The organism is Rhodobacter sp. CZR27 (assembly GCF_002407205.1).
Taxonomy (GTDB): domain Bacteria; phylum Pseudomonadota; class Alphaproteobacteria; order Rhodobacterales; family Rhodobacteraceae; genus Cereibacter_A.
Map to the genome: position 1 here is coordinate 1926579 of NZ_CP023548.1, position 20101 is coordinate 1946679.

The window sequence follows — 20101 nt, forward strand, 5'->3', positions numbered from 1 at the left end:
CGCAGGTCCCCCTCCGGACTCGTCAGATGACATAGAAGTCCGCGGCCGAGATGTTCTGGCCGGGATTCACCCGCGCGAACCGGATCGCCTCGGTCTCGCCGGAACCGTCGGCATCATAGGAGAGCATCCCGCTGTCGGTGTCGTAGATGATGCGGTCGTTTGCATCCTGCGCGGCACCCGATGCGCTCCGGTGGAATGCGCCGAAGGCCAGGGCGCCGGCCTCGCCGATCTCCGAGAAGACATCCCAGGCCAGAAGGATCAGATCGTCGGCGACGTCGAAGTCCCCGATCCGGTCGACATTGCCCGCGCCCAGCGCCGTCGAGAAGCGGAAGGAATCCTCGCCCGCGCCGCCGAACAGCGTATCCCTGCCTAGCCCGCCGTCCAGCAGGTCGCTGCCATTACCCCCGACCAGCCGGTCGGCGCTGGCCACGCCCGGCTCGACCGGTGCCGGGGGAAATTCCACCGACACGTTCAGCTTGTAGGTCGATCCTTCGGGCACGGCCTCGGTCCAGCCGCTGCCGGGAGCCGTGGGCGTCCAGCTCCCCTCGACGATGTAGTAGGTGCCGGTTTCCTCGACGGTATAGACCGTGCTCGAGTCGCGGCTGGTGACCGAGCCGGGGTCGCCGCCGCCGTCATCGTTCTCGGCAACCACCTCGCCGTCGCTGTTCAGCAGCCTGACCCAGCTGTCGTGAACGTCAGGGTCGGCGATCCCGTCGATATCGATCGAGATGACGGTGCCCGCGGCCAGCTCGATGCGATAGTATCCGCCCTCCCCGTTCCCTGTCGCATTGACCGTCGTGTGCAGGACGGTGGTCGAATCGAAGATGTCGGGATCGGCGGCCAGCGAGAAGTTGTCCGAGATGTCGAAGGCCGTCGCGACCGAGTTGTTGGTCGCCTCGGGGCCGAGCGTCGCATATCCGGTGCCGAGGCCCGGACGCGGCACGTCGTCCTGCTCGGCGAAGTCGCCCAGCAGGGTGTCATCGCCGCCAAGGCCGAACAGACTGTCCGCACCGCCCTGCCCCGTCAGCACATTGGCCGCGCGGTCGCCGACCAGACGGTCCCGCAGGCCGGACCCGGCCAGGTTCTCGATCGAGCGGTAGGTGTCTCCCTCGGAGCCGCCCTGCCCCAGGACCAGCGTGACGCCGCTGGTCGCGCCGCTGTAGTCCGCGGTATCGCGACCCGCGCCGCCGTTCAGGGTGTCGGCTCCGTTGCCTCCGGTCAGGGTGTCGTCACCCGAGCCGCCCGACAGCCCGTTCGCGCGGCCGTCACCCACAAGGCGGTCGTCGTGGAAGGAGCCCAGGACATTCTCGAAGCCCGCCAGGATGTCGTGCCGGATCGCCGTGCCGCGCCCGACGATCTGCACCGGCCCATCGGCATCGCCGCCGCTGGCGGTGCCGGCACCGAGATCGACGGTCACGCCGGCGGAGCTGCCCGCGTAGACGACAGTATCCACGCCCCGGCCGCCGTTCAGGTAATCCTGCCCGGCCCCGCCGATCACCGTGTCGTTGCCGGCCTCGCCATACAGGATGTCGCCGTCGTTGCCGCCGTTCAGCACATCGTCGCCGCCGCGGCCATTGAAGTAGTCGCCGCCGCCGCGACCCCAGAAGTGGTTGTCGGCAGAGGTGCCGATGAAGCGGTCGATCCGGTCGTCGGACCCGATCAGGTTCTCGATGCTGTAGAAGGTGTCGCCCGATCCCGTGCCGCCGCTCGCCACATTGGTCTGGAGGTTGACGAGCAACTGGAACGGGCTTTCGCGGCCATAATCCACCGTATCGGTGCCCGCGCCGCCCCGGAACACGTCGACGCCGTCCTGCCCCCGCAGCACATCGTCGCCGTCGCCGCCGATCAGGCTGTCATTCCCGGCGCCGCCGTTGATGGTATCGTCACCCGCCCCGCCGTAGAGCGCGTCGTCGCCGTCGTCGCTCTCGGTCTGGTCTTCCAGATCCTCGACGTCGATCGTGTTGTTGATGTCGCGGCTGGCCAGCGAGTCGCGGCCGCCGATGATCAGGTCGGCGCCGCCGAGGCCGAAGATCGTGTCGCCGCCCGCCCCGCCATTGAGCGTATCCGCGCCCGCCTCGCCGACAAGGATGCTGGCAAGCGCGACGCCGGCTGCCGGCTGGGGCGCGTTGCCCTCGGTGTTGCGCCGGACGGTCGGTCCGTCGGCGTAGATGATGCGTTCGACATTCGCGATCTGCCCGACGTCCAGGCCGCGGGCCACCACGATGACCGTGTCCGTGCCGCCATTCTCCCTCTCGCGGACGATGTCGTCGGCGGAATCGACGAAATAGGTGTCGTCGCCGCCGTAGCCCGCCATCCGGTCGGCGCCGCTGCGCCCGTTCAGCACATTGTCGCCGGAATTGCCGATCAGCACGTCGTCATGCCGGCTGCCGATGCCGATCTCGATCCGGTAGCCGGACTGGTCCGCGTTGTGCCCCGCGAAGATCGCGACATTGTTGCTGTGGCCGTTGACGCTGGAAAAGTGGCCGGGGCGCAGGTCCAGGATGGTTCCGGCCGTCGATCCCGTGAAGTCGATGGTGTCCATCCCGCCGGTGTCGTGGATCACGAAGCCGATGTCGTGCTCTATGCCGGACGAAGTCAGCTCGTAGCCATAGACCGTGCTGCCGAAGCCGTAGGTGTCGTCGCCCGTGTTCAGGTTGATCGTCTGGTAGGTCCGTGTCCCGTTCTCGTCCACGGTCGAGAAGAAGCGGCGGATCACCGCCTCGATGTCGGCCATCAGCGGCGTTGATGCCGACCAGCGGCTGGTCTCGCCCACGTCGATCCCGTCGAAATAGGACATGACGCTGTATTGTTGGCGGTCGTAGATCCAGGTCGCGTTGTTCAGGTAGTTGATCTGGACGCCGCCGGGCCCGCTATAGTTGTAAAGCCCCGGGTGGTTCAGGCCGAACTCGTGTCCGAACTCGTGGATGAAGGAGTCGAACACATAGCCGCCGATGTCCGTCGGATTCGGCTCGGTATCGTGGAAGCGCTGGCCGATGCTGACATAGCGGTCGCTCGAGAACGCGCTTCCGTCGCTGGGCTCTCCCAGCTCGGGACTCACCACTTCCATCCAGTCGGTCGCGCTGTCGAACGGTGCGTCGTCGACGATCTCGAATTGCAGCGGGGTAACGGTGGACCAGGTCTGCAACGCCCCGACTGCCGCCGCCTTGTAGTCCGGATGGTCGTTGAGCTCGTGGAGGTTGATCCTCAACGGCTCTGCCGCGATCTCGGGCGTGAGGCTGCGGTTCAGCGCGCCAAGATAATCGAGGAAGGCCTCGTAGTCCTCGCTCTTGCCGTAGGGGTTGTCGGGCGTCTGGTCGTTGATCCACCACCGGTCGCTGGCCTGCAGGGAAGACGGCATCGTTTGCTCTCCTTTGCTATGGGCGGTCTCGACTGGGCTGGCCAACGATGGCGCGCGTGCGGTGTTCCCGGATTTTTCATGGAACCGTGAGGAGCGTGGGGTTTCCCGCCATCAGGCGCGGAAGGCTCGGCAGGGATGCGCCTTTCGCAGCGGACCCGATGGCCCCATGGGTAGCGGCGGCGATGGAATCACGGCAGGCTTTTCACCCGACCCGAGGCAGGCCGAAGGGCTGCGGTGCCCCGCAAGCATCCGGCTAGAAGTGCACGGGCCGGCGGCGACGCCACGACCGGTCCTTGCAGCGCACGTGCGGCCGGTCAGACGACCCTGACCACGAGGCTGTCGAGGCCCTCGATGGTGGCTTCCATCGTGTCGCCGCGCGCCACGGCACCGACGCCCGCCGGAGTGCCCGACAGGATCACATCGCCGGCCCGCAACTCGAAGTATTCCGACAGGCAGGCGATCATCTCCGGAACCTTCCAGATCATCTGCCTCAGGTCGCCTTCCTGCCGCAGTGTGCCATTCACCTTCAGTTCGATCCGGCCGCTGTCCAGCACACCGACCCGCGAGACCGGCACCAGCGGGGCCACCGGGGCCGAGCGTTCGAACGCCTTGCCGATCTCCCACGGGCGACCCAGCTTCTTGGCCTCGGCCTGAAGGTCGCGGCGCGTCATGTCCAGCGCCACGGCATAGCCCCAGACGTGATTCAGCGCTTCCCCGGGCGGAATGTTCGTGCCGCCGGATTTCAACGCGATGAGAAGCTCGACCTCGTGATGCACGTCGGAACTGCGGGGCGGATAAGGAAACTCGCCGCTCGGATCGAGGTTGTCGGGGTTCTTCTGGAAAAAGAACGGCGGCTCGCGATTCGGGTCGTGTCCCATCTCGACGGCATGTGCCTCATAGTTGCGGCCGATGCAGTAGACGCGGCGCACGGGGAAGTCGCCCCCGCCGCTGACCGGAATCGCAGGGATTTGCGGAGCCGGGATCACGAAGTCGGTCATGGGGCCTCATGCGGAGGATGGAACGCTGGGGACGGTAGCGCGCGCCCGGCATGACATCAATCCGGCAGAGTCCTGACCGCTGCCGCCTTCCCGCAGACCACCTGAAGGCGGACGCCCGAGGGTGAGCCGTGCCGACGACGGACGGAAGCCGAGGGCCGGCACACCGTGCAGGACGGCGACGCGGACCCGGACCCCGGCGAGCCGACGGTTGAAGGTCCGCTCCATCAGGGCCCTGGCCGATCATGCCTGCACCGGATCATCCGACCTGCCCGGCCCGACGCCCGAGGCCGGCGGGCGCGGTCCTCTTGTCCGCAGGCTGCTCCCTTCGGCCGATCTCGGTCGTGCCCTCCATCTTTACACGCGCTTTACGCGCTTGTCCGCAGATCCGCATGGCGCCTTTACGCTGGCCTGGCGCATCCTTTTCGCACCCTGGCAAGGAGGAACTCCATGACCGACGTGATCTATCTCGCCCTCGGACTCGGCGGCTTCGCGGCCTTCGCCGCGGCGGTCGCAGCGCTCGCCCGGCCCTGAGGTGACCCATGTTCGACCTCGTCCTCGGCCTCGCCTTCGCGGCCGTGATCTTCGGCTATCTCCTGGTCGCGCTCCTGCGGCCGGAGCGCTTCTGAGGAGGGCGCCATGACCGACCTTCCCGGCCTTCTGCTGTTTCTTCTCGTTCTGGCCGTCACCGGCTGGATCCTCGGCCTCTACATGGGCCGCGTCCATGCCGGCGAGCGCATGACGATCTCGGTCCTGCTGGGGCCCGTCGAGCGCGGCCTTCTGGCGCTTGCGGGCGGGGCCCGGCCGCAGGGCTGGGCGGCCTATGCCCTGGCCGTCCTCGCCTTCAACGCGGCAGGGTTCGTGCTGCTCCATGCGATCCTGCGGCTTCAGGGCGTGCTGCCGTTGAACCCCGACGGGGTCGGCGGCATGGCGCCGGACCTCGCCTTCAACACCGCCGTCAGCTTCGTGACGAACACCAACTGGCAGGCCTACTCGGGCGAGGCGCAGGCGAGCTACCTGTCCCAGATGCTTGGGCTCACGGTGCAGAACTTCGTCTCGGCGGGCACCGGCATGGCAGTGGCGGTGGCGGTGATCCGCGGTTTCACCGCGCCGAAGGGCGAAGCCCTGGGCAACTTCTGGCAGGACCTCGTGCGGTCCGTCCTCTACATCCTGCTGCCGCTCTCCGTCGTCGTCGCGCTGCTGCTGATCCTGCAGGGCGTGCCGCAGACGCTGCTGGGCGCGGTGAAGGCCGTGACGCTCGTAGGCGCCGAGCAGCTCATCGCCCGCGGACCCGCCGCAAGCCAGATCGCGATCAAGCAGCTTGGCACCAACGGCGGCGGCTTCTTCGGCGTCAACTCGGCGCATCCGTTCGAGAACCCGACGATCCTCACGAACCTCGTGCAGTGCTGGGCGATCCTCGTGATCCCCGTGGGCTTCTGCTCGCTCTACGGCCGGATGGCCGGCGACATGCGGCAGGGCCGCGCGATCTTCACCGCGATGGCGCTGCTGTTCCTGGCCGGCCTTGCCGTCATCATCTGGCAGGAGGCGGCGGGCAATCCGCTGCTCGGCCTTTCGGGCGGCAACATGGAGGGCAAGGAGCAGCGCTTCGGCCCCATGCTCTCGGCGCTCTGGGCGGCGGCGACCACCGCGGCCTCGAACGGCTCGGTCAATGCCATGCACGACAGCTTCATGCCGCTCTCGGGCCTCGTGATGCTGGTGAACATGCAGGTGGGCGAGGTGATCTTCGGCGGCGTAGGCTCGGGCCTCTACGGGATGCTGCTCTACGTCGTGCTCGCGGTGTTCCTCGCCGGGCTGATGGTGGGGCGCACGCCGGAATACCTCGGCCGCAGGATCGAGGCGCGCGAGGTGGTGCTGGCGGTGCTCGCGTTCCTGTCGATGCCGCTCGGCATCCTCGTCGGCGGCGCGATTGCGGCGAGCGCGCCCGCGGCGCTCGCCTCGGTGCAGGATGCAGGACCCCATGGCCTGAGCGAGATCCTCTACGCCTATTTCTCGGCCACAGGCAACAACGGCTCGGCCTTCGCGGGCTGGGGGGCGGCGACGCCGTTCCAGACCACGGCGCTCGGGCTCGTCATGCTGCTCGGACGCTACGCGATCATCGTGCCGATGCTGGCCATCGCGGGATCGCTGATCCGCAAGCAGCCGGCCCCCGTCACGGCGGGCACCTTCCCGACGCATGGGCCGCTTTTCGTCATGCTGCTCATGCTGACCGTGCTGGTGCTGGGCGCGCTGACCTTCTTCCCGGTGCTGGCGCTCGGGCCGCTGGCCGAACAGACCGCGCTCGTCGCGGGCCAGACCTTCTGAGGAGGCATCCGATGTCGAAACATCCCCGTCCCGAGGTCCACCTTGCCGCGCTGGCCCCGGCGGCCCTGCGGCAGGCCTTCGTCAAGCTCGACCCGCGCAGCCTGTCGCGCAACCCGGTGATCTTCGTCACGGCGCTGACGGCGCTGCTGACCACGATTCTCGGGGTCGCGGATCTGACCCGCGACGCAGGCCGCGGCCTTCTTGCGCTGCACATCTCTTTCTGGCTCTGGGTCGCGGTGCTCTTTGCGAACTTCGCCGAGGCGCTGGCCGAGGGCCGCGGCCGCGCCCGCGCCGACAGCCTGCGCGCCAGCCGGTCCGACACGCCGGTGAAGCTTCTGGCTTCCGCCGATGCCGATCCGGTGAGCGCCGCGAGGGCCTCCTCGGCGAGCCTCCGCAAGGGGCAGCTGGTCCTTGTGGTGGCGGGCGACCTGATCCCGGCGGACGCCGAGGTGGTCAGGGGCGTGGCCTCGGTCGATGAAAGCGCCATCACCGGCGAGAGCGCCCCGGTGATCCGCGAGAGCGGCGGCGACCGCTCGTCCGTCACGGGGGGCACGCGGATCGTCTCGGACAGCCTGGTGCTGAAGGTCACCGCCGAACCGGGCAAGAGCTTCCTTGACCGGATGATCGCGCTGGTCGAGGGCGCCGAGCGCAAGAAGACCCCGAACGAGATCGCGCTGAACATCCTGCTTGCGGGCCTCACGCTGATCTTCCTGTTCGTGGTGGTGACGCTCGAGCCCTTCGCGCGCTTCTCGGGCACCACGATCCCGGTCGTGTTCCTTGGCGCGCTGTTCGTCACGCTGATCCCCACGACGATCGGCGGGCTTCTGTCGGCCATCGGCATCGCCGGAATGGACCGGCTGGTGAAAGCCAACGTCATCGCCAAGTCGGGCCGCGCGGTCGAGGCGGCGGGCGACGTGGACACGCTGCTTCTGGACAAGACCGGCACCATCACCTTCGGCAACCGCATGGCCGACCGCTTCGTGCCGGCCGATGGCGTGACCGAGCGGCAGATCGCGCACTGCGCGATGCTCGCCTCGCTGGCCGACGAGACGCCCGAGGGCAAGTCCATCGTCGAGAAGGCCCGCGCGCTGGTAGGCGGGCTTGCCGCGCCCGAGGGGGCGGTCGTGCCGTTCTCGGCCACGACCCGGCTGTCGGGCGTCGATCTCGCGGACGGGCGGAGCCTGCGCAAGGGCGCGGTTGATGCCGTGCTGCGCCATACCGGGCGCGTCCCCGATCCGCGCGTCGCCGCCGAGGTCGAGGCGATCTCGCGTTCGGGCGGGACGCCGCTTCTGGTCTCGGAAGACGACCGCATCCTCGGCGCGATCCACCTAAAGGACGTGGTGAAACCGGGGGTGCGGACGCGCTTCGCCGAGCTGCGCCGGATCGGCATCCGCACGGTGATGATCACCGGGGACAATCCCCTGACCGCCGCCGCGATCGCCGCGGAAGCGGGGGTGGACGATTTCCTGGCCGAGGCCACGCCCGAGATGAAGCTCGACTACATCCGCCGCGAACAGGCGCAGGGCCGCATGGTCGCGATGTGCGGCGACGGCTCGAACGATGCGCCGGCGCTGGCGCAGGCCGACGTGGGGGTGGCGATGAACTCGGGCACCCCGGCGGCAAAGGAGGCTGCGAACCTCATCGACCTCGACAGCGACCCCACGAAGCTGATCGAGGTGGTGATGGTGGGCAAGGAGCTGCTGATCAGCCGCGGCTCGCTCACCACCTTCTCGATTGCCAACGACGTGGCGAAATACTTCGCGATCCTGCCGGCGATCTTCGTCGCCGCGTATCCGGGACTTGGCGCGCTGAACGTCATGCAGCTCGCAAGCCCCGAGAGCGCCATCCTCTCGGCCGTGATCTTCAACGCGCTGGTCATCGTCGCGCTGATCCCGCTGGCGCTGAAGGGCGTGGGATACGTCCCCGCCTCGGCGGCAGCGCTTCTGCGGCGGAACCTGGCGATTTACGGCCTCGGAGGGCTGGTCGTGCCCTTTGTCGGCATCAAGATCATCGACATCGGGCTTTCCGCCCTCGGCATCGCCTGAAAGGAGGCCGCCATGCTGTCGCACATCCGTCCGGCCCTCGTGATGCTCGCCGCGATGACGCTCGTCACAGGGCTCGCCTATCCGCTGGCAATGACCGGCCTCGCCGCGGCCCTCGCCCCCGACCGCGCCGCGGGAAGCCTGATCCGGCGCGAGGGTCAGGTCGTGGGCTCGGCGCTCATCGGGCAGGCCTTCGCGCAAGGAAAGTATCTTCACCCGCGGCCCTCGGCGAGCGGCTGGAACGCGGCCGGTTCCTCGGCCTCGAACCTCGGGCCGACATCGGCGGCGTTGGTGACGGCGGTCAGCGAGCGGAAGGCGGCGTTCGCCGCCGCGAACGGCGCGCCCACCCCGGTCGACGCCGTGACGACCTCGGCCAGCGGCCTCGACCCGCATGTCTCGCCCGAAACCGCGCTGGCGCAGGCAACCCGGATCGCCACCTCGCGCGGCGTGGACCCGGTCGCGGTGCGCCGGCTGATCGAGGCCCGTATCGAGCCGCCGCTGCTGGGTCTCTGGGGTCTGCCCCGGGTCAACGTGCTCGCCGTCAACCTTGCGCTAGATGCCGAGCTTCCGGCCCTCTCCCTTGCAGGCAACCCGGAGTGACCTGATGCCCGAGGCGGATGTTCGACCCCGACCCGAGGCATTCCTTGCCGAAGCCGCGCGCGAAGGGCGCGGCCGGCTCAAGATCTTCCTCGGCGCGGCGCCCGGGGTCGGCAAGACCTTTGCGATGCTGGAAGCCGCCCGGCTGAAGCTCGCCGAAGGCGTCGACGTGCTGGCTGCGGTGATCGAGACCCACGGCCGGGCCGAGACCGAGGCGCTGCTCGACGGCCTGCCCGTCCTGCCGCGCAGGCCCGCCTATTACCGCGGCCGGATCCTCTCCGAGATGGATCTCGATGCGCTGCTGGTCCGCCACCCCCGGCTCGCGCTGATCGACGAACTGGCGCATACCAACGTCGAGGGCAGCCGGCACGAGAAGCGCTGGCAGGATGTCGACGAGGTTCTGGCGGCCGGGATCGATGTCTGGACGACGCTGAACGTCCAGCATGTCGAGACGCTGAACGATCCGGTCGCGCGCATCACCGGCATCCGGGTGCGCGAGACGGTGCCCGACGGCATCCTCGACCGCGCCGACGAGATCGAGCTGGTGGACCTCTCGCCCGACGACCTGATCGCGCGGCTGCATGCCGGCAAGGTCTACTTTCCCGATCAGGCGGCGCGGGCGGTGCAGAACTTCTTCGCCAAGGGCAACCTGACCGCGCTGCGCGAACTCGCGATGCGGGCGGCCGCCGACCGGGTGGATGCGCAACTGCGCGAGCACATGGCGGCGAATGCCATCCCCGGTCCCTGGCCCGCGCAGGAGCGTCTGCTGGTCTGCGTCTCGGACAGCCCGGCGGCGCGCAACGCCATCCGCGCCGCCAAGCGATCCGCCGACCGGGCGCGGGTGGAGTGGATCGCGCTCGCCGTCACCTCGCCCCGGATCGAGACCCTGCCCGACGGCGCGCGCGACGAACTTGCGCTGGCGCTGCGCCTCGCCGAGCGGCTGGGCGCTTCCATCGCCAACATCCAGACCGAAGGCGACGTCGCGCGCGAGATCCTCGACTTCGCCCGCCGCAGCAACGTGCGCCGCATCATCGTCGGCCGGCCCCGGCCGCGGAAACCGCTCGACCGGCTGCTGCATCCGTTCCGCGAGCGGGTGGCCGAGCGGCTCCTCGCCCTCGGCACCGACTTCGAGATGACCCTTGTCTCCGCCGAGGGCGACGCGCCACGCCGGCCGGCGGGTCCGGGCCCGGCGATGCAGGTCCATCCGCCGGCCGCAGCCTGGGCGCTGGTGGCGACGGGCGCGGCCACCGGGGCGGCCTTCGTGGTCGACCGCCTGCTGCCGGTGGCGAGCCTCGCGCTGCTTTTCATGACGGCAGTGATCGTGGTGGCGGGGCGCTTCGGGCGCTGGCCTTCGATCCTGACGGCGCTCTCGGGCTTTCTCGCCTACAACTTCTTCTTCACCGACCCCCGACATACCTTCACGATCACCCGCCGCGAAGAGATCCTGACGCTCTGCCTCTTCCTCGTGGCCTCGCTGCTGACCGGAGGGCTCGCCGCGGAACTCCGCGCCCGGATCGAGGCGCAACGCGCAGCCGCCGACCGCACCACCAAGCTCTACGACTTCAGCCGGCGCGTCGCTGGCGCCGCCAGCTTCGACGACGTGGTCTGGGCGGCGGTGAGCCATGTCAGCATGACGCTCGCCTGCCGCACGGTGCTGCTCGCTCCCGATGACGCCGGCGAGTTGCGCGTCGCCGGCGGCTTCCCGCCCGAGGACCGGCTGGGCGTCCGCGACATGACCGCCGCGCGCTACGCCTGGGAGCGCGGCGAGGAGGCGGGCCGTGGCTCGGCCACGCTGCCCGCGGCCGAGTGGCTGTTCCTGCCGATCCGGGCGGGCGAGCGGCGGCTGGGCGTGATCGGCGTGTCCTACGAAGGCGGCCAGCCATTCTCGCCGGTGAACCGCAGGCTCCTCGAGGCGCTGATCGATCAGGTCTCGCTGGCGATGGAGCGCGTGCGGCTGGCGGGGGACCTCGAGGGCGCGCGGCTCGAGGCCGAGACCGACCGGCTGCGCACGGCGCTTCTCTCCTCGGTCAGCCACGACCTCCGAACCCCCCTCGTCTCGATCATCGGCGCGGCCGAAAGCCTCGTCGAGCCCGAGGGCCTCGGTCATGGCGCGCGGGTGGCGCTGGCCGAGACGATCCGCGACGAAGGCCAGCGGCTCGACCGCTACGTGCAGAACCTGCTCGACATGACGCGGCTCGGCCATGGCGCGCTGCAGCCGAAAGTGGCACCCACCGATCTTGCCGACCTTGTGGGCATGGCCCGCAGCCGCCTGCGGACGGTGCTGACCGGCTTTGATCTGCGCCTCGACCTGCCCGCCGACCTGCCGCCGGCGCTGGCCGATCCGGTTCTGGTGGAGCAGGTTCTGGTGAATGTGCTCGACAACGCAGCCAAGTATTCGCCGCCCGGAAGCGCGCTTTCGGTGTCGGCCTGGCCCGAGGCGGACCGGGTGCTGCTGGCGGTCGCCGACGAAGGGCCGGGCATCCCCCCGGCCGATCGCAAGAAGGTCTTCGACATGTTCTACCGCGTGGCAGGCGGCGACCGGCAGCGGGCCGGCACCGGCCTTGGCCTTGCGATCTGCCGGGGCCTGCTGGAGATACAGGGCGGGCGCATCCGCGCCGAGGCCGCGCGCGCCGACGGGCACGGCACCCGCATCGTCATCGACCTGCCGCGCGCGGCGGAGGAAAAGGAGGTCGAATGAGCAAGACACCACCCGACACTGCCCGCATCCTGATCGTGGACGACGAGCCGTCGATCCGCCGCTTCCTGCGCGTGGCGCTGGAGGCCGAGCGCCATGTGGTGATCGAGGCCGCGACGGCGCGCGAGGGCATCGAGCGGGCGGCGCTCGACTCGCCGGCGGCCATCGTGCTCGACCTCGGGCTGCCCGACCGCGACGGGATCGAGGTACTGCGCGCGGTGCGCGAGTGGTCGCAGGTGCCGGTGCTCGTGCTCTCGGTCCGGAGCGACGAGGCGGGCAAGGTCGCGGCCCTCGATGCGGGCGCCCAGGACTACGTTACGAAACCCTTCGGCATCCGCGAGTTCCTGGCCCGGTTGCGGGCTGTGCTGCGCGACCGTGCCACCCCCGGCGCGCCTGCAGTGATCGAGGCGGAGGGACTCCGCATCGACCTTGCCGCGCATCGGGTGAGTCTGGACGGCGCCGAGGTGAAGCTAACGAAGCGCGAATTCGACCTGCTGCGCCTGCTTGCCGCGCAACCCGGCCGGCTGGTGACGCAGGGCGCGATCCTCAGGACCCTCTGGGGTCCGAGCCACACCGACGACAGCCAGTATCTCCGTGTCTACGTGCGGCAGCTTCGCGCGAAGCTCGGCGACGATGCCGCCGATCCGCGCTGGATCTTCACCGAACCCGGCCTCGGCTACCGTTTCCGTGACGTCTGAGCGCGGCACGGAATGCGGCAGGCGGTGCCTCGGATGCACGCGTCACGCGGCCCCCACGAAACGCGCCAGCTTGCCCAGGGTCTGCTGCCCGAGTTCCAGCGCGCCGAAGCCCTGCGCCTCCTGGAACTCGGCCGCCGTGCTGAAGACCATGCCGAGCGTCACGGTCGTCCCACCGGAGGTGTCCTCGAATGCGGCCCAGGCGTCGGCATGCTTCGGTCCGTTCTCGCCCCACAGAAGCGTGTAGTCGAGGCGTTCTCCGGTCCGGACCTCGCCATAGAGGTGGTGGTTCGGGTAGATCGTGCCGTCCGGCGCGATCATGTCGAAAACCCATTCGCCGCCAGCCCGCAGGTCGATGCGCCTGGTCCGGCAGGAGAAGCCCTCGGGTCCCCACCACCGGGGCAGGGTTTCCGAGTTCATCCAGGCCTGCCACACGACCTCGCGCGGGGCCCGGATCACGCGGCGGAGCACCATGGTCCGCCCTGCGACGCCTGCCAGATTGTCCAGCCCCGCGCCGAAGCCCTGCCGGTAGCCCGCTTCCATGTCCTCGGCGAGCGAGGAGAGTTGCACCGTCACGACCAGCCGGCTCCCCTCGCCCGCGGGCGCGACCTCCGCCGTCACCAGCGCCGCCGACTGCGTGACCCCGTCCGACGCGATCACCTCGTAGTTCACGCTGCGCCGGGCCGGCTGCAGGTCCAGCCAGCCGACCTCGCAACGGATGTCGGGCTGCCCCTCGACCTTGCAGAGCGAGACCTCGCGCCCGCCGACCCTCGTGTCGGCCTCGAGGAAGTCCACCGTCACCGAGGGCGCGGGTGCGGCCCAGACCGCGCGCGCGGCGGGCGCCGTCCAGGCCTGCCAGAGCGTCTCGACGGGGGCGGACACCTGGCGCTCGAAGGTCAGCGTCGCACAGCCGCTCATGGCATCAGGCTCCTCGCATAGGTCTCGAGCTGCGTGGCCACCGTTCCCCAGCCGTCGATGAACCCCATCTCCTCATGCGCCTTGCGGGCCTCGGGATTGCGGTGACGGGCGATGGCGGTGTAGGTCGTGCCGCCGCCGGGGGCGTCGGACAGCAGCAGGATCGCGGTCATAAAGGGCTCGGGCGCCGGCTTCCAGCCCTCGGTGTAGGCGTCGGTGAAGACCAGTTTCTCGCCCGGCACCACCTCGAGATAGACGCCGTGGTTCTCCATCGCATTGCCCTCGACCTCGAAGGTGGTGTCGAACCGCCCGCCGACCCGCAGGTCGATGTCGACCGCGGTCACCTTGTGCGGCGCGGGCACGAAGAAATGCGGGATGTGCTTCGGGTCGGTCCAGCACTCCCAGATCAGCGACCGGGGTGCGGCCAGCGTGCGGGTGAAGCTCAGGTCGGTCTGCGGATCGAGGTCGGGCGTCATGTCTCGCGCTCCTTCATCAGCGTCATCACGTAATCGTCCAGCCGGTCGAGCCGCGCCTCCCACAGGGCCCGCTGCTCGTCGAGCCAGCTGCGCATGGGCGCCAGCGCCTCGGGGACGATGGCGCAGGTGCGCACACGCCCATCCTTGGCGGTGGCGATCAGTCCCGCCTCTTCCAGCACCGAAAGATGCCGCATCACGGTGGGCAGCCGAAGTCCGGTGGGCCGGGCCAGTTCGGTGACCGGCGCCGGCCCGCTGGCAAGGCGCGTCAGGATCGCCCGGCGGGTCGGGTCCGCAAGGGCGTGGAAGAGCAGCGACAGATCGGGCTCATGCTTAGCCATGCGTCTAACTGTAACGCCTCGCCGTGCGGAGGCAAGGGAAAGTTTGGCAATCGGCTAAGTTTACTGTAGGTGCCCGACCAGGAAACGCCTTCTGCCTCGCCGCTCGTGCCGGGGATGCGGCCCGCGCTGCAGCAACCCGTGGCCTGCTCAGTGCCGGGCGAGCCAGGCCGTCGTCAGGTCGAGGTCGGCCTGGGTCAGCCCGTGTCCAGCCGGAAGAACGTGGTGCTCGAGGGTGGCCCCTGCCCCGGCAAGCCGCGCCGAAAGGCGGGCGGCGTTCTCGGCCGGCACGATCGGATCGGCGCTGCCGGAAAGCAGCAGGACCGGCAGGCCGTCGAGCCGCGCCACAGGCGGCTCGGTCAGCGGCACCATGGCCCTGAGCAGGACCGCACCGGCCAGCGCCTCGGGCCGCAGGTGCAGCACCGCCGCCGCGACGTTGGCGCCGTTCGAGAACCCGAGGGCAAGCGGTGTATCCAGCCGGTAGCGCTCGCGCGCGGCCAGAACGAAATCCGCCAGATCATGGGCGCGACGCCTTACGTCGGTCTCGTCGAAGATGCCTTCGGCAAGGCGGCGGAAGAAGCGCGGCCGCCCGTGTTCGAGCACCGCTCCGCGCGGCGACAGCAGCGCCGCGCCCGGCGCCACGGCCCGCCCCAGCGGCAAAAGGTCGGTCTCGTCGCCGCCGGTGCCGTGCAGCAGCAGAACCGGGCGGCGGTTCGGATCCGTCCCGGGAACAAGGCGGTGGATGTGCGAGAGGGTGTCGGTGGTCATGGAGCCTCCTAGGCGCAGAAGCGACGCCGCATCATGGGGTGGCGGGATCATCGTGCGCGGAAGCACGTCGCAGCCGAGGGGCTGGGTCAAGCCGGGCCGCCGTCAGCACGCAGGCGCCGCCCGGAAGCGGCCCATCCTTGGGTCCGCCGTCGCCGACGAGGCGCCCGCCGGTTGCCCTGGTGGCACACCCGCGGTTCTGCCAGAGGCCATCGACGCGCAGTCCGTTGGGTTCTTCCCGCTGCCGGAGGCGCCGGGGCGCCTCCGGGCAAGTCAGTCGGCCAGCGCCGGCAGGCGGGCCTCGATCTCGTGCCGAAAGGGCTCGAACTGTGCCGGCAGCTTCAGCGCGCTTCCGAGGTCGGCCAGCGGTTCGTCCACCGTGAAGCCGGGGATGTCGGTGGCGATCTCGAACAGCACGCCCCCCGGTTCACGGAAGTAGAGCGAGCGGAAGTAGTTGCGGTCCTGCTGCTCGGTCGTCGGCAGCCGGTGGTTCCCGGCCAGCCGCGCCCGCATCGCCGCCTGTTCCGCATCGTCGGCGGCGCGGAAGGCGATGTGATGGACCGATCCCGCCCCCATCCGGCCCGGCAGGAAATCCCCCGCCTCGCGGATGTCGACGAGGCCGCCGATGCCGCCGCTGGCGCGGAAGCGATGGGTGGTGCCCTCGCGCCCCGCGTCCGCGAAGCCGAGGACGTCGGTCAGGATCGCCCCCGTGGCGCCCACCTCGCGCAGCAGAAGGCTCACGCCGTGCAGGCCCCGGATCGCAGCCTCGGCCGGGATGGTTCCGGTTTCACCCGCGGCCTCGTCCTCGATCCTCGGCACGCCGACCAGCGACAGCCGCATCCCGTCGGGGTCGCGGAAGGCCAGCACCGTCTCGCCGAACAGCCGGACCGGCGCCTCGTGCGGCACGCCTTCCGCGATCAGGCGGTGGGTCCAGAAGCCGATGGCGGCCTCGGGCACGCGGAAGCGGGTCTCCTGCGTCTCGCCGATCCCGACACGGCCCGGCGCCGCATGGTCCCACGGGAAGAACGTCAGCAGGCTGCCCGGCTCGGCCTCGCCGTTGCCGTAGTAGAGGTGGTAGCTGCCGGGGTCGTCGAAGTTCACCGTCTTCTTGACGAGGCGCAGGCCCAGCGTGCGGGTGTAGAAGTCGAGGTTGCGGCGCGCCGGGCCGGAGATGGCGGTGACATGGTGCAGGCCGTGTGTCATGGGATCCTCCTCGGGGCCGGGGCGGCCCCTATTGCGTTGCGAGGAAGATGGGAAGCCGCCGCCGGAGCGTCACCCCGCTTGCCCTTGCATCAATGCAAGATTACCCTTGCATCATTGATGATCTTCTTGCGCGCCCGCACAGACATTCCCGCGGAGGTTCCATGACCGACCCGTTCCGGAAGCTCGCATGGGATGATTTCCGACTGGTGAGGGCAGTGGCCGAGGCCCAGGGGCTGACCGGGGCCGCAGCGGCATTGGGCATCGCTCATTCCACCGTGTTCCGCCGGCTCGGCCAGATCGAGGAAAGCCTCGGCACCCGGCTCTTCGAGCGGCACCGCACGGGCTATGCGCCGACCCCCGCAGGCGAGGAGATGGTGGCGCTGGCCGAGCGGGTCGACGGCGACATCCGCGCCTTCACCCGCCGCGTCGCCGGGCAGGAGATCCAGCCCGCGGGCGAGTTGCGGGTGACGACGAGCGAGGCGCTGCTCGTCCACCTGCTGACGCCGATCCTCGCTGCCTTCCAGCGCAGCTGCCCGGAGGTGCGGCTGGACGTGGTGACCTCGGACGAGGCGCTGAACCTTTCGAAGCGCGACGCGGACGTGGCCATCCGCGCCACCGAGGCGCCACCCGAAGCGCTGGTCGGCCGCCGCGCCGCCCGCATCGGCTGGGCGCTCTACGGCCCGCGCGAGTCCGGCGCCATCCCCACCTGGGCTGCCCTGAACGACGCCTTCTCCGGGCTCAAGGTGGTGAAGGCCGAGCGCCGGGAGATCCCGCCCGAGCGGCTGGTCTATCGGCTGAACAGCCTCGTGGGCTTGGCCGAGGCGATCGCCGCGGGGATCGGGGTGGGCCACCTGCCCTGCTTCATCGGCGACGGGCGCGCAGACCTCATCCGGCTCTCGGACCCGATCCCCGAATTCGCGGCCGATCTCTGGCTCCTGACCCACCCAGAACTGCGCCACTCGGCCCGCGTGCGCGTCTTCCTGGATTTCGTCGCAGGCGAGATCCGCAAGCGAAAGTCCTTGATTGAAGGGACGGCATGACCGGATGGAGACAAGGACGGAAACTGCTGTTCCCATTCCCTCTGGCGCACCACGTCGCAAGTGGATGCGGCAGACTCGACCGGCCTCGACGGCGCCGGCGTCCGGCGCGGCGCGCGAGCGGGGATCGGCGCCGCGCTTGGCGGGGCATCGCCCCCGTCCTCCATGGCTTTGAAGACGATCCCGCAAAACCCTGCCCCACCCCCGACGAAAGGCCGTATGCGGAGCGGTTCGCCTCTGCGATAAGGGCCCATGACCTTCGCCCAACCCCTCGCCCGCCGCTGGCAGCACTTCTCCCTCGCCGCGCGCTTCGGCCTGGCGGGGGGCGTCGTGCTGGCGGTGGCATCGCTTCTGGTCGGCCTCTTCGTCACGTCACGCATCGAGGACAGCGTGGTCCGGAACACGGCGACGGCGACCGCGCTCTACATGGAAAGCTTCATCTCTCCGATCAGCCAGCAGCTGGCCGGCAGCGAGCAGCTCTCGGACAACGCCCGGCGCGCACTGGAAGAGATCTTCACCAACACGCCGCTCGGCCAGCGCGTCGTGTCCTACAAGATCTGGAAGCCCGGCGGGCGGGTGGTCGAAGCCTCGGACAAGACATTGATCGGCCGCAGCTTCCCCGCGTCGGAAGGGTTGCGCGGCGCCTGGGCCGGCAAGATCTCGGCCGAGTTCGAGCGGCTCGGCGATGTCGAGGACAGGGCCGAGGCCGCGATGGGCCTGCCGCTGCTCGAGATCTACAGCCCGATCCGCGAAGTCTGGTCGGGCGATATCATCGCGGTCGCCGAGTTCTACGAGATCAACCGGCAACTGGCCGACGATCTCGCCTCTGCGCGGCGCTCGGCCTGGCTGACGGTCGGTCTGGTCGGCACCAGCCTTGGGGCGGCGCTCTATCTCATCGTGCTGGGCGGCAGCCGCACGATCGAGGCGCAACGGCGCGACCTCGATGCCCGGCTCGAGGAGCTGCGCGGGCTGTCCAGTCACAACCGCGACCTGCGGTTGCGCATCGAGGAGGCGGCGGCGCGGGCCACGGCCACGGCGGAACATGCCCTGCGCCGCATCGGGGCCGACCTGCACGACGGGCCGGCGCAGTATCTTGCCTTTGCCGCGCTCCGGCTTGACGACCTGCGTGATGCCCAGGCCGACGAGGCCGCCCGGCGCGAGCTGGAAAGCGTGCGGGACGCGCTGGCGATGGCGATGGCGGAGGTTCGGGGGATCTCGCGTGGACTGACGCTGCCCGATATCGCGGACAAGCCCCCGGACGAGGTGGCCCGCATGGCGATCGCCGCGCATCGCGACCGGACAGGCGAGACCGTCGCCGAGCAACTCGAGAGCGTCCCGACCGCGGGCATCACGCCCGCCACCCGGATCTGCATCTACCGCTTCGTGCAGGAAGGGCTGAACAATGCAAGCCGCCACGCCGGCGGCGCCGGCCTTCGCGTCTCGCTCACCGGCCACGACGACAGCATCGAGTTGCGCGTGGCGGATGGCGGCAGCGGCTTTGGCGAGGGCGGACCGGGCTTCGGCCTCGGCCTGACCGGCCTGCGGGATCGCATCGAAAGCCTCGGCGGCTGCTTCGAGGCGGGACATTCTGCAACGGGTGGTGCCGAGATCGGCATGACCCTCCGGACCGGGGGAGAGAGATGACACGAAAGCGCGTCGTGCTGGCCGATGATCACCCGCTGTTCCGCGCGGGCGTCGCGCGAACGCTGCAGGAAAGCGCGAGCTTCGAGGTCGTGGGCGAGGCGGCGTCGGGTCGCGAGGCGGTGGAGCTTGCCGAACGGCTCGCGCCCGATCTGGTGGTGCTGGACCTGTCCATGCCGGACGGCGGCATGATGGCGCTGCGCGAGATCGCGGCGCACCGGCCCGCGCCGCTGATCGCGATGCTCACGGTGTCGGAGGACGACGACCGGGTGATCGAGGCGCTTGCGGCCGGGGCTTCGGGCTACCTGCTCAAGGGCATCGGCTCGCGCGAGCTGGTCTCGGTTCTCGAGGATCTGGTGGCGGGGCGGACCTATGTGGCGCCCTCGCTCGCCGCCAAGGTGCTGACGCGGCTGAAGTCGCCGCGGGCGCAGGGGGCGGCCGCACCCATCGACCAGCTCACGGCGCGGGAGGAGGAGATCCTGCGGCTCGTGGCCGAGGGCCGCAGCAACAAGGAGGTCGCGCTGGCGCTCGACCTCCAGGAAAAGACGGTGAAGCACTACATGACGGCGATCCTGCAGAAGCTGCAGGTCAGGAACCGCACCGAGGCCGCGCTGATGGCGCACCGGCACTGGGGCGGTTCCTGAGTCCGTTCAGTTCATGGCGCTCATCAGCCGCTTGCGATCCGCCCGCCGCGCCGGCCGCTCGATGACGGTGCGGTTCAGGTCGTCCTTGAGTTCGTAGCGACCGTTCTCGATCTCCTCCCTCCAGCCGTCGGTATAGGTGACCTCGATGTTGGCGCCGCTGACCTCGAGTTTTGCGACGACACCGCCGCCGCCGGTGCCCCGCCGGACAGGAGCTGCCTGCGGTTTGCGTGCCGAGGCGGGCGTGAGCCCCTGCCGCGCCTGCGCCAGAAGCTCGAGGTCGGCCGCCGTGGCCGGACGCTCGACGATGGTGCGGCCGGCCGGGTTCTTCATTTCGAAGCGGCCGTTCTCGATCTCGATCCGCGAGCCATCCGGAAGCGTCGC

17 protein-coding genes are annotated in these 20101 nt (G+C 69.9%); 9 read left to right on the forward strand and 8 right to left on the reverse strand.

The window, feature by feature from the left end; genetic code table 11:
- Window positions 1-22: 22 nt before the first annotated feature.
- Entirely contained in the window at window positions 23-3358 is a 3336-nt protein-coding gene (locus tag CK951_RS09390; RefSeq protein WP_096785895.1) for a M10 family metallopeptidase C-terminal domain-containing protein, read from the reverse strand.
- A 314-nt stretch (window positions 3359-3672) separates the two neighbouring features.
- Complete coding sequence (locus CK951_RS09395) at window positions 3673-4356, reverse strand: fumarylacetoacetate hydrolase family protein (RefSeq protein WP_096785896.1); 684 nt, start codon at window positions 4354-4356, stop codon at window positions 3673-3675.
- Window positions 4357-4895: 539 nt separating this feature from the next.
- Between CK951_RS09395 and kdpF the strand changes: the two genes are divergently transcribed.
- Genes kdpF through CK951_RS09425 form a run of 6 tightly spaced genes read left to right on the forward strand, consistent with a single transcriptional unit; the run spans window position 4896 to window position 12707 of the window.
- On the forward strand, window positions 4896-4982 hold the full coding sequence (kdpF, locus tag CK951_RS22080; protein WP_096785897.1) for a K(+)-transporting ATPase subunit F: 87 nt from the start codon (window positions 4896-4898) through the stop codon (window positions 4980-4982).
- A gap of 10 nt (window positions 4983-4992) precedes the next feature.
- Window positions 4993-6675, forward strand: coding sequence for a potassium-transporting ATPase subunit KdpA (gene kdpA / locus CK951_RS09405; RefSeq protein ID WP_096785898.1), 1683 nt, complete (start codon window positions 4993-4995; stop codon window positions 6673-6675).
- A gap of 11 nt (window positions 6676-6686) precedes the next feature.
- Window positions 6687-8720: a potassium-transporting ATPase subunit KdpB gene (gene kdpB, locus CK951_RS09410; RefSeq protein ID WP_096785899.1), complete on the forward strand. Its 2034-nt coding sequence runs from the start codon at window positions 6687-6689 to the stop codon at window positions 8718-8720.
- Between the two features lie 12 nt (window positions 8721-8732).
- Window positions 8733-9317 (forward strand): potassium-transporting ATPase subunit KdpC, encoded by a 585-nt coding sequence (gene kdpC / locus CK951_RS09415; RefSeq protein ID WP_096785900.1) that lies wholly within the window; start codon window positions 8733-8735, stop codon window positions 9315-9317.
- A gap of 4 nt (window positions 9318-9321) precedes the next feature.
- The gene (locus CK951_RS09420) at window positions 9322-12012 is read left to right on the forward strand and encodes a sensor histidine kinase KdpD (protein WP_096785901.1); all 2691 of its coding nucleotides are present in this window, start codon (window positions 9322-9324) and stop codon (window positions 12010-12012) included.
- Window positions 12009-12707, forward strand: a complete 699-nt coding sequence (locus tag CK951_RS09425; RefSeq protein ID WP_096785902.1) for a response regulator — start codon at window positions 12009-12011, stop codon at window positions 12705-12707. Before CK951_RS09420 ends, CK951_RS09425 begins: the two co-directional genes overlap by 4 nt.
- Window positions 12708-12749: 42 nt before the next feature.
- On the opposite strand, the gene CK951_RS09430 is transcribed toward CK951_RS09425, so the two are convergent.
- From CK951_RS09430 to CK951_RS09450, 5 genes are all read right to left on the reverse strand, one after another.
- Window positions 12750-13622, reverse strand: a complete 873-nt coding sequence (locus tag CK951_RS09430) for an SRPBCC family protein (protein ID WP_096785903.1) — start codon at window positions 13620-13622, stop codon at window positions 12750-12752.
- Window positions 13619-14095, reverse strand: coding sequence for an SRPBCC family protein (locus CK951_RS09435; RefSeq protein WP_096785904.1), 477 nt, complete (start codon window positions 14093-14095; stop codon window positions 13619-13621). Before CK951_RS09435 ends, CK951_RS09430 begins: the two co-directional genes overlap by 4 nt.
- Entirely contained in the window at window positions 14092-14433 is a 342-nt protein-coding gene (locus CK951_RS09440) for a helix-turn-helix transcriptional regulator (protein WP_096785905.1), read from the reverse strand. Before CK951_RS09440 ends, CK951_RS09435 begins: the two co-directional genes overlap by 4 nt.
- A gap of 147 nt (window positions 14434-14580) precedes the next feature.
- Complete coding sequence (locus CK951_RS09445) at window positions 14581-15198, reverse strand: alpha/beta hydrolase (protein ID WP_096785906.1); 618 nt, start codon at window positions 15196-15198, stop codon at window positions 14581-14583.
- Window positions 15199-15468: 270 nt separating this feature from the next.
- Window positions 15469-16398, reverse strand: coding sequence for a ring-cleaving dioxygenase (locus CK951_RS09450; protein ID WP_096785907.1), 930 nt, complete (start codon window positions 16396-16398; stop codon window positions 15469-15471).
- Window positions 16399-16559: 161 nt separating this feature from the next.
- Here CK951_RS09450 and CK951_RS09455 point away from each other — a divergent pair, with 161 nt between their 5' ends.
- The 3 genes from CK951_RS09455 to CK951_RS09465 all read left to right on the forward strand — a co-directional run bounded on the left by CK951_RS09455 (window position 16560) and on the right by CK951_RS09465 (window position 19720).
- Window positions 16560-17438, forward strand: a complete 879-nt coding sequence (locus CK951_RS09455; protein WP_096785908.1) for a LysR family transcriptional regulator — start codon at window positions 16560-16562, stop codon at window positions 17436-17438.
- A gap of 249 nt (window positions 17439-17687) precedes the next feature.
- Window positions 17688-19079: a sensor histidine kinase gene (locus tag CK951_RS09460; RefSeq protein ID WP_096785909.1), complete on the forward strand. Its 1392-nt coding sequence runs from the start codon at window positions 17688-17690 to the stop codon at window positions 19077-19079.
- On the forward strand, window positions 19076-19720 hold the full coding sequence (locus CK951_RS09465; protein WP_096785910.1) for a response regulator transcription factor: 645 nt from the start codon (window positions 19076-19078) through the stop codon (window positions 19718-19720). Before CK951_RS09460 ends, CK951_RS09465 begins: the two co-directional genes overlap by 4 nt.
- A 6-nt stretch (window positions 19721-19726) precedes the next feature.
- Here CK951_RS09465 and CK951_RS09470 read toward each other — a convergent pair whose 3' ends face one another.
- Window positions 19727-20050 carry a hypothetical protein gene (locus CK951_RS09470; protein ID WP_232520601.1) on the reverse strand — a complete coding sequence of 108 codons (324 nt, stop codon included), beginning with the start codon at window positions 20048-20050 and terminating at the stop codon, window positions 19727-19729.
- Window positions 20051-20101 lie beyond the last annotated feature (51 nt).